Here is a 13,274-nt window from a genome sequence, read left to right on the forward strand (position 1 = left end):
AGGGTACGGATCCGCGAACGGTTCATGGTTTCCTCCTGCCGTCGTGGCACCTTCAGGCTCCTCCCGCGCCGGTTTTCCCGGCAGGGCCGAACGTCCCCGGCGTCCCCGGGCCGGTGCCGTCCGTACCTTCCGGCTGGAGCGGGCGGGGCCGCGCAGACGGCGACGGACGCCGCCGGGGGCCGGCGACGTCCGTCGGGGGTGGTCCACCGGCCCCCGGGGAGGTGGGGACGGCGGCCCCGGGCGGGGCCCGCTCGCATGGTCGCCGGGCGCGGTGGGGGCCGACCCGGCCGCTGTTCAGCCGAAGGCCCCAAGGAGGGCGGAGCCGCCGTAGAAGGAGGATATTCCGCCGTCGATCACGACCGACGAGCCGGTCATGAAGCGGGACTCGTCGCCCGCCAGGTAGACGGCGAGACCGACGACCTCCTCCGGTTCTCCGAACCTGCCGGCCGGGACGACCGACAGGAAGCGCTCGGACAGCCGTGGTTCGGTGACGAAGTCGTGCGTGAGGTCCGTGTGCAGCCAGCCGGGGGCTATCGCGTTGACGCGTACGCCCTCGGAGGCCCACTCGGCGGCGAGGGAGTGGGTCAGCGCGATGACGGCGGCCTTGGCCACCGCGTACGGGCCGTAGTTCGGCAGTCCGGCGTTTCCCGCGACGGACGAGATGTTGATCACCGAGCCCTCACCGCGTTCGACCATGCGGCGGCCGGCCGCCCGGCACACGTGCAGGACGGACTCGAAGTTGAGTCGCATCTCCCGCTGCCACTGATCGTGGCCGAGGTCCAGGAACGGCCCGGCGCAGGTGATGCCGCCCGCGTTGTTCACGACCACGTCCAGCGGGCCCAGTTCAGCGGTCGCCCGTTCCACGCTGTGCTCGACCTGGTCGGGGTCCTCCACGTCGCAGGCGAGGACGGTGGTGCGCCGGCCCAGCTTCCCGATCTCGGCCGCCACCTCCTCCAGTCCCTCAATGCCCCGTGCCAGCAGGGCGACATCGGCCCCGGCCTCGGCATAGCCGATCGCGACGGCGCGGCCGATGCCCCGCGAGGCCCCGGTCACCAGGGCTCTCCTTCCCTCCAGAGCCAAGGGGCGGGGCGCCTCCGCGCCTCTCATCGCAAGAACTCCTCCACCTTCGCGACGGTCTGTTTGAACTGCTCGATCTGCGGCAGGTGCCCGCTGTCCTCGACGACCGCGACCGTGCTCCGGACGAGGTGGCCGGCGAACTCGTCGGCGTAACCGACCGGCACGAGGCTGTCCTCGCGTCCCCAGACGACCAGCGTGTCGGCCGCGACGCGGTGCAGGCGGGCCCGCAGGCCGCGGTCGGGGATCGGCCAGACGAACTTGCCGGTGCTGCCGAGGGACCACACCATGCCCGCGGCCGCGGCCACGGCCGCCTCGGGGTCCTCGGGGAACGCCAGGGCCGCCTGGGCGATCTCGCCGGTGGGGTCGTGGAAGAGCAGTCCCGGAAGCTTGTCCTGCGACGCGGTCATGAGGCTGAGGACGGGCATGTCCTCCCGCCACAGCCCGAGGGGGGCGAGCAGCACCAGCTTGCCGGGAAGGCCGGGGAAGTGCGCGGCCAGTTCGGCGGCGAGCATTCCTCCGAAGTCGTGCCCGACGATCACCGGCCGTTCCAGGCCGAGACGCCGGATCACCTCCTCGTGGACGAGCACCATGTCGGAGAGGTCGTCGACGACGTGCACGGCGTCGGGGTCCCCGGCGCTCGTCCCCGGGAACTCCGGGGCGTGGACGGAGTACTGACCGGCGAGGTGCGCCAGGAACGGGTCCCAGACCAGGCCGGTGGCTCCATGCAGGTAGAGCAGCGGGGGACCGCTGCCCGCGATCTTCACCCGGATGTCCAGACGTCCGTTCCAGACCGTGACGGTCTCCTCGCGGACCTCGGGCTGAGTGGGTTCGTTGGTCATGAGGCAACCGCCTTCTCTGCCGTCGACGGTGTGTCCGGGCCGGCCTCGGGAAGGGCCGTGCCGCCCAGCCGCTCGGGCCACCAGTGGTGGACGTGCCCCTCGTCCCGCCACAGGTCGCGCAGGTGCGGCAGGACCTCGTCGGCGAACAACCGGACGTTCTTCCGGACCAGTTCCTTCGGCATCGAGCCGAAGCCGAGCATCGCGTGCAGGTTTCCGATGCCGTAGGTGCGGCAGTACTCGACGAGCTGATCGCGCACGGTGGCCGGGCTGCCCGCGATGACGACGCCGGCCTCGGCCAGCTGCGCGTAGGTGGCGGTGCGCATCTGGTAGTAGAGACCGAAGTCGGCGGGGTCCTTCAGCAGCGCCTTCACACCGTGGATGTTGACGCCGCCGGGAATGGCGAGCATCTCCGGCGGGATGGCACCCAGCCCCTTGCGGTAGGCGTACTCCACGTGCTCGGCGTACTCCTGCTCGGCGCGGGCGTCCGTCTCGCTGACCGCGATCGTCTGCAGGAAGCCCACCCGGTAAGGATTGCGTTCCAGACCGAGGCGGTCGGAGAGCTCCCAGAAGCGGTCGAATATCCGCTTCCCCGTGAGCTTGGCGCCGGCGAAGCCGAAGTAGTTGAAGCCGAAGCCCCGTTCGAGGGTGAGCTGCATGGTCCTGGGGTTCCCGATGCCGGTGATCCACACGGGCGGACGCTTCTGCAGCGGGCGGGGCCAGAGATTGACCTGCGGGTACTGTCCGTACCGGCCGTTCCAGGCGAACGGTTCGCGGTCACGCCAGGCCCGCAGGACCAGTTCGAGGTTCTCGTCGAACCTCCCTCGGACATCGACCGGGGGGATTCCGTTGTTGATGCTGGCGTCATAGCTCAGCCCGACGGGGAAACCGGCGACGAGCCGACCGCCGCTGATCACGTCGATCATCGCGTACTCTTCGGCCACTCGCACGGGCTCGCGCGTCTTGCCCAGGGATCTGCCCATGGGGAAGATCGCCACATCCTGCCCCTCGGCCTCCGTGGCGTACGCCAGGGCGCTTGCGATCAGGTTGGGATTCGGCATCAGGTCGTAGGAACTCTGCGCGTGCTCGGTGAGCGCGAGGCCGTCGAATCCCGTCCTGGCACCCGTCATCAGTTCGTCGATGTGGTCTCGGATCGACGAGTACACGCCCTGATCGGTCGTGAGATCGTACGGAGTCGTGCACACGGAGTCGTGGTGCTTCTCGAAGTCCGGTGGCAGGAACCTGTAGGGCGCCTGCTCGAACAGAGTGACCTTCATTCATCCTCCAGCGGAACCAGGTTCACGGAGTCGGTGGCCCGGGCCTACAGCTGCGCCACGAGGACGATCGACTCGCCTCCGACGCTCTTGGTCGCGTGACCCTTGCCCGTGGTGTCCTCCACCAGCACCGTTCCGCCAGGGGTGAAGCGACGGGTCTCGCCGTCGCTGACCTTCACCTCGAGCGCGCCCTTCACCAGGGTCATCATCTGGCGCCGGGGCGCGGGGTGGAAGTCACCGAAATAGCCCTCGGGCAGAAGCAGGTAGACGCTCGCCTTGGCCTCGACCGGGGGCGAGACGAACATGGAGGGTGCCGGCGGCGCGAAGTTGACCTCCTGGACCTCCAGCTTCTCCTCGACGAAGTGGGTCTCCCCCACCTCGTCGGTGTACAGCCGCGTGATGTCGATCTTACGCGTCTCGTTTCCCGACATCTCTTTCCTCCAGCAATCAGAATTTCCGGTGACATAGTTCGCCGGTGGGTCGGCGAACCGACCCACCGGCGAAGCGGAGAGGGCAGGATTCGAACCTGCGAGAGCCGAAACCCTTCCCTGCCGAAACAGAGACCCGATAGGCCACTACGGATACCTCTCCCAAACCACCAGCAGACCAGAACACAACCCACCGGCGAAGCGGAGAGGGCAGGATTCGAACCTGCGAGAGCCGAAACCCTTCCCTGCCGAAACAGAGACCCGATAGGCCACTACGGATACCTCTCCTCAGCGGGGACGGTTCACTTTCGCCGTGTTCCGTCTTCCGCTGCGAAAACTATGGCATGCTCCGGCTGATGTGGCGCTGACGGTCAACTGACGGATACGAGGAGCCGGCCGGGCGGCGACTCCCGGACTCCCGTCAGCGCCTCATCAGGTCTGCGTCAACACGCTCTGGTTCAATCGGGCCGGTACTGACATCGCCATATACGGCCGGGAGCGGGTGGAAGCAGATGTCGGAATCTCTTGGAATCTTACGAGGACTTCCCAGGTCAGAGCGTCCCGAATACATCGAGGAGCTCGTGGTGACCGAATTCAGGAAGACGCTCCTCATGACCGACGACGAGGATTTCCCCTTGTCGGAGAGCTTCTTCGACCTGGGGTTCACCTCATTGCGGGTCACCGAGGCCAAGCAGCGGCTCGAGGAGCGTCTGGAGTGCTCGATCAGCTCCAACGTCCTGTTCAACAACCCCACCGTGGAGCAGCTGGTGGAGTACCTGGTGAACGATGTCCTGGCCGAGTTGCTCGCGGAGCCGGAGAGCGCGGCCGGGGAGTCCGGCACGCCCGCCGGGCCGGGACGCCGGTGAGCGCCCGGGACGAGCCGGTCGCCGTCATAGGCATCGGGTTCCGTTTCCCCGGTGGCAACGACACCGCCGACGGGTTCGACAGGTTCCTGCGGAACGGGGGCAGCGGCATCCGCCCGCTGCCCCGGGACCGCTGGGACGTCGACGCCTTCACCTCCGAGGACGCCGACGCGCCGGGCACCATCCGTACCGCGGCAGGCGGTTTCCTGGAGCGCATCGACGAGTTCGACCCGCAGTTCTTCGGCATCGCGCCCAAACAGGCGCACTACGTCGACCCCCAACAGCGGCTGCTGCTGGAGACGGCCTGGGAGGCGCTGGAGAACGCCTGCGTCGACCCGACCGCGGTGCGCGACGGCGGTGTCTACGTCGGTGCGACGCCTCTGGACCAGGCCATGGAGCTTGACTCCGTGCCGTACGAGAAGCTCGACGGAGCACTGGCCACCGGCATGGGCGCCTACCCGCTCTCCGGCCGGCTGTCGTACTTCCTGCGCTGGCGCGGGCCGAGCCTGACCACCGACACCGCGTGCGCGTCGTCGCTGACCGCGCTGCACATGGCCGTCGAAGGGCTGCGCAACGGCGAGTGCGGCATCGCGCTGTGCGGCGGGGTCAACGCCCTGCACCATCCCAAGATCTTCGCGATCCTCTCGCGGAACCAGATGCTGGCGCCCGACGGCCGGTGCAAGGCCTTCGACGAGGCGGCGGACGGATACGCGCGGGCCGAGGGCTGCGGCGTGCTGGTCCTCAAGCGGCTCTCCGACGCCCGGCGCGACGGGGACACCATTCTGGCGCTGGTGCGCTCCACCGCCATCGGGCACAACGGCGAGAGCGCGGGGCTGACAGCCCCGAACGGGAACGCGCAGGAGACGGTGATGCGCCGGGCGCTGGAGCGAGCCGGCCTGGAGCCCGGCGACATCCAGTACGTGGAGGCGCACGGCACGGGCACGCCGCTGGGCGACCCGATCGAGATGGGCTCGATCAACGGTGTGTTCGGCGCCTCGCGCAGGGGCGGCGACCCCCTGACGGTCGGTTCGGTCAAGTCGAACCTGGGGCATATGGAGCCGGCCGCCGGGCTCGGCGGGATCGTCAAGGTGATCCTGCAGATGCGGGCCGGTGTGTTCTATCCGCACCTGTACGAGAAACCTTCGGGCCGCATCCCCTGGGACCGGTACCCGGTGACGGTGCCGACGGAGTGCAGGCCGTGGAAGGCGCCGGTGCGCCGGGCGATGGTCAACAGCTTCGGCGTGGCCGGCGCCATCGGGATCGCCGTCGTGGAGGAGGCGCCCGCCCAGCCCGCCCCCGCCGGCGCCCCGGAGTCCGCCCATGGCGCCGGACCGTCCGAACCGGGCGGCGGTCTCCACGTCTTCACCCTGTCGGCGAAGAGCCGGGAGGCACTGGGCCTGCAGGTGGAGCGCCACCGGCGGTACCTGGCCGAACGGCCCGGGGCCGATGTGGCCGACCTGTGCCTGACCCGCAACACGGGGCGCGTCCACTTCAGCCACCGCATGGCCGCCGTGGTCCGCGACGGATCGGAGCTGGCGGCCGCGCTGGAGCGGCAGGCCGCGGCGGCGGCCGGAGGCGGACCGTCGCCGGGCGGCCTGCGCAAGGCCGCCTTCCTCTTCACCGGTTCCGGATCGCAGTACGCGGGCATGGGCGCCGCGCTGTACCGGCGCTTCCCGGTCTTCCGCTCGCACGTCGACGCGTGCGACGAGCTGTTCGCCCGCCATCTGGGCCGTTCCGTGCGCGACGTCATGCTGGGCACGGCCCCGGACGCGGAGGCCCGGCTCGCCGAGACGGTGTACACCCATGCCGCGCTGTTCACCCTGGAGTACTCCCTGGCCAGGCTCTGGCAGTCGTGGGGGGTACGGCCCACCGCGCTCATCGGGCACAGCGTCGGCGAGGTGGTGGCCGCGGCCGTGGCGGGACTGTTCACCCTGGAGGACGGCGTCTTCTTCCTGGCGGAGCGGGCGCGGCTGATCCAGTCGGTCACCACTCCCGGCGGCATGGCCGCCGTCTCCGCGCCCGCCGCCGAGGTCGAGCCGCTGCTGGCCGGGCTGGACGACGTGAGCGTCTGCGCGGTCAACTCCCCGCGTCAGTGCGTCGTCTCCGGCGGCGCCGGATCGCTGGCGGAGGTCACCGAGGCGCTGCGACAGCGCGATGTGACGGTCACGCCGCTGCGCGTCTCCTCCGCGTTCCACTCCCCGCTGATGGACGGGATCCTCGAACCGCTGCGAGCGGCCCTCGCCGGTGTCGAGTTCCACGAGCCCACCGTGACGCTGATCTCCTGCCTGAGCGGCGCGGTCGCCGCCCCGGGTGAGATGGCCACGGCCGACTACTGGGTGCGGCACGTGCGCGAGACGGTCGACTTCGAGGGCGGTATGCGCGCGCTCGCCGCCCGGGGCAGGCACGCCTTCCTGGAGGTGGGACCCTCCTCCGCCCTGGGGTCGCTGGGGCGGAGGTGCGTGCCCGACGGCAGACACCTGTGGCTCTCCAGTCTCCGGTCCGGGGACGGCGAGGGCAGGGCCGTCCACCAGGCGCTTGCCGACGCTTACCGCGCGGGGCTGGCGATCTCCTGGCCGGCCGTGCACGAGGGAGGTCCCGGGCGCATGACCGGGCTCCCGACGTACGCCTTCGACCGCAGGCGGTACTGGCTGCCCGACCAGGTCGGCCGCCACGGGCTGGGCGCCGCGGCCACCGCGCACCCCCTGCTGGGCGCGGAGGTGCGCGGCGGGGAGAGGGACGGAGGAGTGCGGGAGTTCGTCACCCGGCTCGGTCCCGGGAGCACGGCCTACCTCGCCGACCACACGCTGCGCGGGCGCCCCTTCGTGCCGGCGGCCGCCTACGCGGAGACCGTACTGGCCCTCATGGACGCGGTCCACGGCGACACCCGCCGCCCGGTCGAGGACCTCCGCTTCCATGAGGCGCTGTTCCTCACCGGTACGCCGGTGGAGGTCCGCACCTTCTGCCGCCCCGTCGGCGACGGCCGGTCCTCGGTGGAGATCGTGAGCCGTACGCCCGGGCGGGACGGCCCCGTCGAGCGGCGGCACGTCACCGCGGTGATCGGCGCGTCCGACGGGCGCGGCTCGGCGCTGGGCGACTCCGGCCGGCGGGTGCTGGACCGTTCGGCCGCGCCGGGCGAGCCGGACCGGGAACTGGACGGCGAGGAGGTTCGCGCGGCGTACGCGGCGGCCGGTCTGGAGTACGGCCCGCACTTCTCGCGGGTCGACCGGGTCGTCCGATACGGCCCGGACTTCACACTCAGTGAGCTGGACGGCCGGGAGGTGTCGCCCGCCGAGCACATGCCACCGCCGCTGTTCGACGCCGTCACGCACGGGCTCGCGGCCCTGGCGGACAGCCGGGAGACCGGTGAGACCTACATGTCGGTCGGCATCGCGTCGGTACGGGCCCTCAGGAAGCCCCGCGCGCCGCGGCTGCGGGCGGCGCTGCGCCTGGAGCGGGCCGGCGACGGGCCGGCCTTCAGCGTCGACGCGCTCCTGCTGGAGGGCGACGAACCGGTGCTGGAGATCTCGGGGATGGCCTTCAAACGGCTGGCCACGACCCCCGCACCGCCGCCCTCTCCCGCGGTCTCCGCGCCCCCCGCACCGTCAGATGGGCGGAGGCCCGCGCCGACCGAGGCGTTCGTCCGCTCGGCGGTCGCGCGGCTGCTGAGCATCGACGACCCGGAGTCCGTCGGACCGGACACCCCGTTCCTCGACCTCGGTATGGACTCCCTGGTGGCCACCGAGCTGAGAAGTCTCCTCGAGGCCGAGCTGGGTGTGTCCCTGTCGGCATCGGCGGTCTTCGACCACCCGTCCGTCGAACAGCTCGTGGAGTTCCTGGAAGAGCGAACCGCGAAAGAGGAGACATGAGCGACACCACGAACCAGACGATCACCGCCAGATCCGCCCTGCACGCGCGGCAGCGGCCCGAGGCCGTCGCCCTGGTGGCGGAAGGGCGCGAGGTCACCTACGCCGAGCTCCACCGCGAGAGCAACCGCACCGCGCACGCACTGCTGCGCGCCGGGCTCGGCCGGGGGGCACGGGTGGCGTACATCGGCAAGGAGTCGGAGCACTACTACGAACTCGCCGTGGCCTGCGCCAAGAGCGGCACGGTCCTGGTTCCCGTCAACTGGCGGCTGGCCAAGGGCGAGGTGGACCACGTGCTGCGTGACTCGCGGGCGGAGATCCTGTTCTCCGAGCGGGAGTTCCTCAAGGTCGTCCAGCGGGTGCGCGACGACCTGCCGACGCTGCGGACGGTGGTCGGGATGGACACCGCCGAGGAGCGGGCCGCGGGCTTCCTGGCGTGGAAGTCGGGTGCGCCGGACACCGATCTGGAGTCCGGGGACACCGAGGAAGCGATCGCCCAGATGTACACCAGCGGCACCACCGGCCTGCCCAAGGGCGTGGTGCTGCCGCACCGCTCCTTCTTCACCTTCATCGACAACATGCGCGGGCACGGGGTGGACTGGATCGACTGGCGTCCCGAGGACCGCAGTCTGACCTGCTTCCCCGGTCTGCACGCCGGCGGCTACGCCTGGTTCATGCACTGCTTCAACGTCGGCGCGACCAGCGTGGTCATGCGGATGTTCGTGGCCGAGGAGGCCGTGCGGCTGATCCGGGACGAGGCCGTGACCACTGTGTGGGCGGCCCCGGCGATGCTCCGGATGATGCTGGACGAGCCGGCCGCGAGCCCGGAGGCGTTCCGCTCCCTGCGCAAGATCGTCTACGGCGGCTCCCCGATCGACTACGAACTGATGGTGCGCTGCGTCAAGGAGTTCGGGTGCGAGCTGTCCCAGGCCTACGCGTCCGCCGAAACCGGTAGTTTCGTCACCTGCCTGAGGCCGGACGAGCACGTTCCGGGCAGTCCCCTGATGGCCTCGGCGGGCCGGGTGTGCCCGGGCAACGAGGTCAAGATCGTCGACGACGAGGGCAACACGCTGCCGCCCGGGCGCATCGGCCGGATATGCCTGCGCAGTCCCGCGCGCTTCACGGAGTACTGGCGGCAGCCCGAGGCCAGTCAGGCGATGATCAGAGGCGACTGGCTGTACATGAGCGACGCCGGCTACTTGGACGAGGACGGCTATCTGTTCCTGCGGGACCGCATCAACGACACGATCATCGTCGCCGGCCAGAACATCTACCCTGTCGAGATCGAGAACGCGATCCGCGAGCACCCCGGCGTTGCCGACGTGGCGGTGTTCGGCGTGTCCGACCCCCGCTGGGGCGAAGTGGTGCGGGCCGCCGTGGTGCGCCGTCCCGGACACCAGGAGCCGACCGAGCGGCAGCTGATGGTCTTCCTCCGAGGGAGGATCGCCGACTACAAGATCCCCAACGGCTATGTGTTCCTCGACAGTCTGCCGCGCAACCCCACCGGGAAGGTGCTGCGCCGCGTCCTGCGCGAGGAGTACGCCTCCTCGCGGCCGCGGACGACCGCGAACCGGCAGCCGTGAGCGGAGAGCGGATCGCGGAGCCGGACCCGGCGAGGTGGCTGCACCCGGCCGAGCCCGGCCCCGGAGCCGAGGCGCTGCTGTACCTGCTGCCCTACAGCGGCGGCGGCGTCTCGATGTACGGCCGCTGGCCCGCCCTGGTGCCGCCGAGCGTGGCGTGCCGACGGATCCAGCTGCCGGGACGGCAGGAACGACACCGGGAGGAGCCGTTCACCGAGATCGGCCCGCTCGTGGACGCGCTGTGCGCCGTTCTGGGGACCGAACTCGACGACCGTCCGTACGCGGTCTTCGGCCACTCCATGGGTGCGCTCCTCGCCTACCGCACGACCGTCGCCATGGAGCGGGCCGGGGCGCCGCCGCCCGCGGTGCTCGGGGTGTCGGGCTGGGCGCCGGAGGGGTTCTCGATGCCCACCCGAGACCTGGCCGAGGGCTCCGACCAGCGGATCGTCGGCCTGCTGCGCGAGCTGGGCACGGTACCGGAGGAAGCTCTGAGCCTGCCCGAGCTGTCCTCGATGGTGGTGCCCGCCATGCGGGCCGACCTGTCGGTGTGCGCCAGTTACGAGGACGACCGCACCACGGTCTCCTCACCGCTGGTGGCCTACGGCGGCCGCGACGACCCGTACCTCGCGCCCGGCGCGATGCGGTCCTGGGAGGCCCGCACCTCGGCCTTCCTCGGCGTCCGGGAGTTCCCCGGAGGCCACTTCTTCATCCATGACCAGGGACCCGGCATGGCGATGGACCTGGTGCAGCTGCTGCACCGGCACCGGTCGCCGTGACCACCCTTCGGAAAACAGCCGAACCCATCAGGAGGACATCGATGTTGCCCACCCCGAACAGGCTGGCGGAGAACTACGTCAAGCTGTGGAACGAGCCGGACGAGAAGCTCAGGCGCGCCGGCGTCGAGAAGCTCTACACCCCGGACGCCATCTACATCATGTACCGGCGCGACCCCTTCCACGGTCACGAGGTGATCACCGATCAGATCACCTACACGTACAACATCTACTTCCCGCTGGGCTACCACTTCAAGTCGTGCTACAACGCCGTGGGCCACCACAACCTGGTGCGGTTCAACTGGGTGATGGTCTCCGACGAGACCAGCGAGGTGGAGATGGCCGGACAGAACACCGTCGTCCTGGCCGAGGACGGCCGCATCCGGGCCGACTACCAGTTCCACGAGAAGATCCCGACCGCGTTCGTCTACAACGACGGCTACGAGGAGACCGGGCGGGTGACGCGTCCCGCGCAGCCCACCCTCGTCCAGCACTGAGAAGACGGCTCCGGTGGCCACGCGCGCACGTGGCCACCGGTCGCCGTCTCCGGGCCCTCTTCCCCCACCGGGAGACGACGGATGAACGGACTCATCAGAACGCTGCTGGCCGCCGTCTGCCTGACCGTGCCGTCGGGCCCGGCGGCGGTGGCGGCACCGGGCGGACAGGGCGGCCCGGCCGACGGTGCGGGCGACACCCTGGTCCTGCCGGGCGACGACTTCTATCCGGAGAGCATCATCGCGGGCCCCGACGGCACGCTCCGCGTCTCCAGTCTCGTCACCGGCGAGATCGTCAGGTTCCGCCCCGGGTCGGAGACGGCGGAGACCTTCGTACCGGCCGATGTGAACGTCGGCACCGGCGTGGCCCTGGTCGACGGGATCGCCTTCGACGGGCGCTCGTCGATCTACACCACCAACAACGACACCGGTCGGCTCCTGCGCGTGGACATCGCCGCGGACGGCTCCGCGCGCACTCCCGTGGAGATCGTCCCGGGCCGCCGTCTCGTGGCGCCCGACGGGATCCGCGTGATCGGCCCCACCCGGCTGCTCGTGACCGAACCGGGCACCTCCAGCCCGCTGCTCGTGGGTGTCGTCATGAGGACGACCACCGTCGTCGCCGAGGGGCTGGACGATCCCACCTCCGTAGCCGTCGCCCCGGCACGGGGAACATGGGTGGCCGAGGGGCAGGTGATGAGCCTGTCGCGGGGCGAGCCTCCGACGCCGCCCTTCGTCATCCGGCGCGTGTGAGACGCGGCTCGGGCCCGTGACGGCCGGCGGCGTGCGGAGAGCATGTGCCGCCGGCCTCCCCGTCTCCGGACGCGACCGGAGGTCAGGTGCGGGAGACGAGTACGTCGCTGAGGTACGCGTCGTCGACCAGCGCCGGGTCGTGGTCGAGGATGGCTCTTTCGTACCACCGCAGCATCGGTGAGGGCTCGATGCCGAGGTCGTCGTCGAGGCGCCGCTGGAACTGCCGGTAGGTGTTGAGCGCGTCGATCTGGCGCCCCGAACGGTAGAGGGCGACCATCAGAAGCCGGTGGAACTGCTCGTGAAGCGGGTTCTGGGCCACCATCTCCGTCAGCTCGGGGACGATCCGGGCGTGGCCGCCGGCCCTCAGCTCGGTCTTGTAGAGCAGTTCGAGCGCGGCCGTGCGGGCCTCCTCGTACTTGGACGCCGCGGTGCGGCAGAGGGGGCCGCTGGCTATGCCGCCGAAGACCGGCCCGCGCCACAGTCCGAGGGCTCGCCGCAGGTCCGCGGTGTCGCGGTGGGGGTCCTCCCGGGTGTTCACCCGGATCTCCTCGACGGCGTCGAGGAAGACCTGGGCGTCCAGCTCGCCCGGCTGGACGTTGAGCTGGTAACCGGAGACGGCGGTGGTGATCCGCAGGGCCGCGGGGTCCGACTCGATCCGCGCCAGGCTGCGGCGGAGCCTGCTGATCTGCGCCTGCAGGGCGTTGTGCGTCTTCTGCGGCGGTGTGGTGCCCCACAGTTCCTCGGTGAGGCTGTCGACGGTGATCAGTTTGTTGGCGCTGGCCATGAACGTTGCGAACAGTAACTGTTGCATGGCGCCCTTGGGGCGGGTGAGGTGGTCGTGAGCGCGGATCTCCATGGGGCCGAGTATCAGGAAACGCATATGTGTTCCCCCGTAGGGTGGCAGAGGTCGGAGTCGTGCCTGTCGACTTGAGCACGGCATGTGCTGCCGTAATGACCAGTCACAGCCTGTGCTGTCACACTGGAATGCTGCTAGTGCCTTGACCAGGAGTTGACCGTCAGTACCCGACGGAGCAGATAAGGACGGCGGGGCTGCCCTTTCCGTCCCGGCCGCCGGGGCAACCGGGGAGGGACGAACAACCGGACCCCGTGCCACTGGCATGTTCAACGGCAGATCCGGTCGCGGCTCTCTTCCCGATCGGGAACGTTTTCGAATCCGTGCGCGCCACCGGGTGCGCCGGGCCTGGCGGGGGTCGGCCGGGCGCGGGACCCGCCCTTCCTCGGCCTGTACCTCTCGGGCCGCGGAGCGCGTCCGGCCCGAGCCCGTGGACGGAGCGGCGTGCGGCTCCGCGCGGTCGTCGCACGCCGGGGCCGGGAC

Annotated in this window: 11 protein-coding genes and 2 tRNA genes; 6 read left to right on the forward strand and 7 right to left on the reverse strand. The window is 70.5% G+C overall.

The window, feature by feature from the left end:
• Positions 1-294: 294 nt before the first annotated feature.
• From AC2CJA_RS06680 to AC2CJA_RS06705, 6 genes are all read right to left on the reverse strand, one after another.
• Positions 295-1,107 (reverse strand): SDR family NAD(P)-dependent oxidoreductase, encoded by an 813-nt coding sequence (locus AC2CJA_RS06680; RefSeq protein WP_484601731.1) that lies wholly within the window; start codon positions 1,105-1,107, stop codon positions 295-297.
• Positions 1,104-1,916 (reverse strand): alpha/beta fold hydrolase, encoded by an 813-nt coding sequence (locus AC2CJA_RS06685; protein WP_484601732.1) that lies wholly within the window; start codon positions 1,914-1,916, stop codon positions 1,104-1,106. Before AC2CJA_RS06685 ends, AC2CJA_RS06680 begins: the two co-directional genes overlap by 4 nt.
• Complete coding sequence (locus tag AC2CJA_RS06690) at positions 1,913-3,190, reverse strand: LLM class flavin-dependent oxidoreductase (RefSeq protein ID WP_484601733.1); 1,278 nt, start codon at positions 3,188-3,190, stop codon at positions 1,913-1,915. The genes AC2CJA_RS06685 and AC2CJA_RS06690 overlap by 4 nt, the downstream gene beginning before the upstream one ends.
• Before the next feature lie 44 nt (positions 3,191-3,234).
• Entirely contained in the window at positions 3,235-3,618 is a 384-nt protein-coding gene (locus AC2CJA_RS06695; protein WP_484601734.1) for a cupin domain-containing protein, read from the reverse strand.
• Positions 3,619-3,692: 74 nt separating this feature from the next.
• A tRNA-OTHER gene (locus tag AC2CJA_RS06700) sits at positions 3,693-3,778 on the reverse strand.
• A 39-nt stretch (positions 3,779-3,817) separates the two neighbouring features.
• A tRNA-OTHER gene (locus AC2CJA_RS06705) sits at positions 3,818-3,903 on the reverse strand.
• 296 nt (positions 3,904-4,199) lie between these two features.
• Here AC2CJA_RS06705 and AC2CJA_RS06710 point away from each other — a divergent pair.
• From AC2CJA_RS06710 to AC2CJA_RS06735, 6 genes are all read left to right on the forward strand, one after another.
• Positions 4,200-4,481 (forward strand): acyl carrier protein, encoded by a 282-nt coding sequence (locus tag AC2CJA_RS06710; protein WP_484601735.1) that lies wholly within the window; start codon positions 4,200-4,202, stop codon positions 4,479-4,481.
• On the forward strand, positions 4,478-8,344 hold the full coding sequence (locus AC2CJA_RS06715; protein WP_484601736.1) for a type I polyketide synthase: 3,867 nt from the start codon (positions 4,478-4,480) through the stop codon (positions 8,342-8,344). Before AC2CJA_RS06710 ends, AC2CJA_RS06715 begins: the two co-directional genes overlap by 4 nt.
• On the forward strand, positions 8,341-9,924 hold the full coding sequence (locus tag AC2CJA_RS06720) for a long-chain-fatty-acid--CoA ligase (protein ID WP_484601737.1): 1,584 nt from the start codon (positions 8,341-8,343) through the stop codon (positions 9,922-9,924). The genes AC2CJA_RS06715 and AC2CJA_RS06720 overlap by 4 nt, the downstream gene beginning before the upstream one ends.
• Positions 9,921-10,697: a thioesterase II family protein gene (locus tag AC2CJA_RS06725; RefSeq protein WP_484601738.1), complete on the forward strand. Its 777-nt coding sequence runs from the start codon at positions 9,921-9,923 to the stop codon at positions 10,695-10,697. Before AC2CJA_RS06720 ends, AC2CJA_RS06725 begins: the two co-directional genes overlap by 4 nt.
• A 41-nt stretch (positions 10,698-10,738) precedes the next feature.
• Positions 10,739-11,191, forward strand: coding sequence for a nuclear transport factor 2 family protein (locus tag AC2CJA_RS06730; RefSeq protein WP_484601739.1), 453 nt, complete (start codon positions 10,739-10,741; stop codon positions 11,189-11,191).
• Between the two features lie 81 nt (positions 11,192-11,272).
• Entirely contained in the window at positions 11,273-11,938 is a 666-nt protein-coding gene (locus AC2CJA_RS06735; RefSeq protein ID WP_484601740.1) for an NHL repeat-containing protein, read from the forward strand.
• A gap of 82 nt (positions 11,939-12,020) precedes the next feature.
• On the opposite strand, the gene AC2CJA_RS06740 is transcribed toward AC2CJA_RS06735, so the two are convergent.
• The gene (locus AC2CJA_RS06740) at positions 12,021-12,818 is read right to left on the reverse strand and encodes an AfsR/SARP family transcriptional regulator (RefSeq protein ID WP_484601741.1); all 798 of its coding nucleotides are present in this window, start codon (positions 12,816-12,818) and stop codon (positions 12,021-12,023) included.
• Positions 12,819-13,274 lie beyond the last annotated feature (456 nt).

It is taken from the genome of Streptomyces sp. ATLC9, assembly GCF_057196705.1.

What these genes read in the sequence shown, in the direction of transcription:
- AC2CJA_RS06680 (WP_484601731.1), bottom strand. Translation starts at nt 1,107, where the DNA reads ATGAGAGGCGCGGAGGCGCCCCGCCCCTTGGCTCTGGAGGGAAGGAGA.
- AC2CJA_RS06685 (WP_484601732.1), bottom strand. Translation starts at nt 1,916, where the DNA reads ATGACCAACGAACCCACTCAGCCCGAGGTCCGCGAGGAGACCGTCACG.
- AC2CJA_RS06690 (WP_484601733.1), bottom strand. Translation starts at nt 3,190, where the DNA reads ATGAAGGTCACTCTGTTCGAGCAGGCGCCCTACAGGTTCCTGCCACCG.
- AC2CJA_RS06695 (WP_484601734.1), bottom strand. Translation starts at nt 3,618, where the DNA reads ATGTCGGGAAACGAGACGCGTAAGATCGACATCACGCGGCTGTACACC.
- AC2CJA_RS06720 (WP_484601737.1), top strand. Translation starts at nt 8,341, where the DNA reads ATGAGCGACACCACGAACCAGACGATCACCGCCAGATCCGCCCTGCAC.
- AC2CJA_RS06730 (WP_484601739.1), top strand. Translation starts at nt 10,739, where the DNA reads ATGTTGCCCACCCCGAACAGGCTGGCGGAGAACTACGTCAAGCTGTGG.
- AC2CJA_RS06735 (WP_484601740.1), top strand. Translation starts at nt 11,273, where the DNA reads ATGAACGGACTCATCAGAACGCTGCTGGCCGCCGTCTGCCTGACCGTG.
- AC2CJA_RS06740 (WP_484601741.1), bottom strand. Translation starts at nt 12,818, where the DNA reads ATGCGTTTCCTGATACTCGGCCCCATGGAGATCCGCGCTCACGACCAC.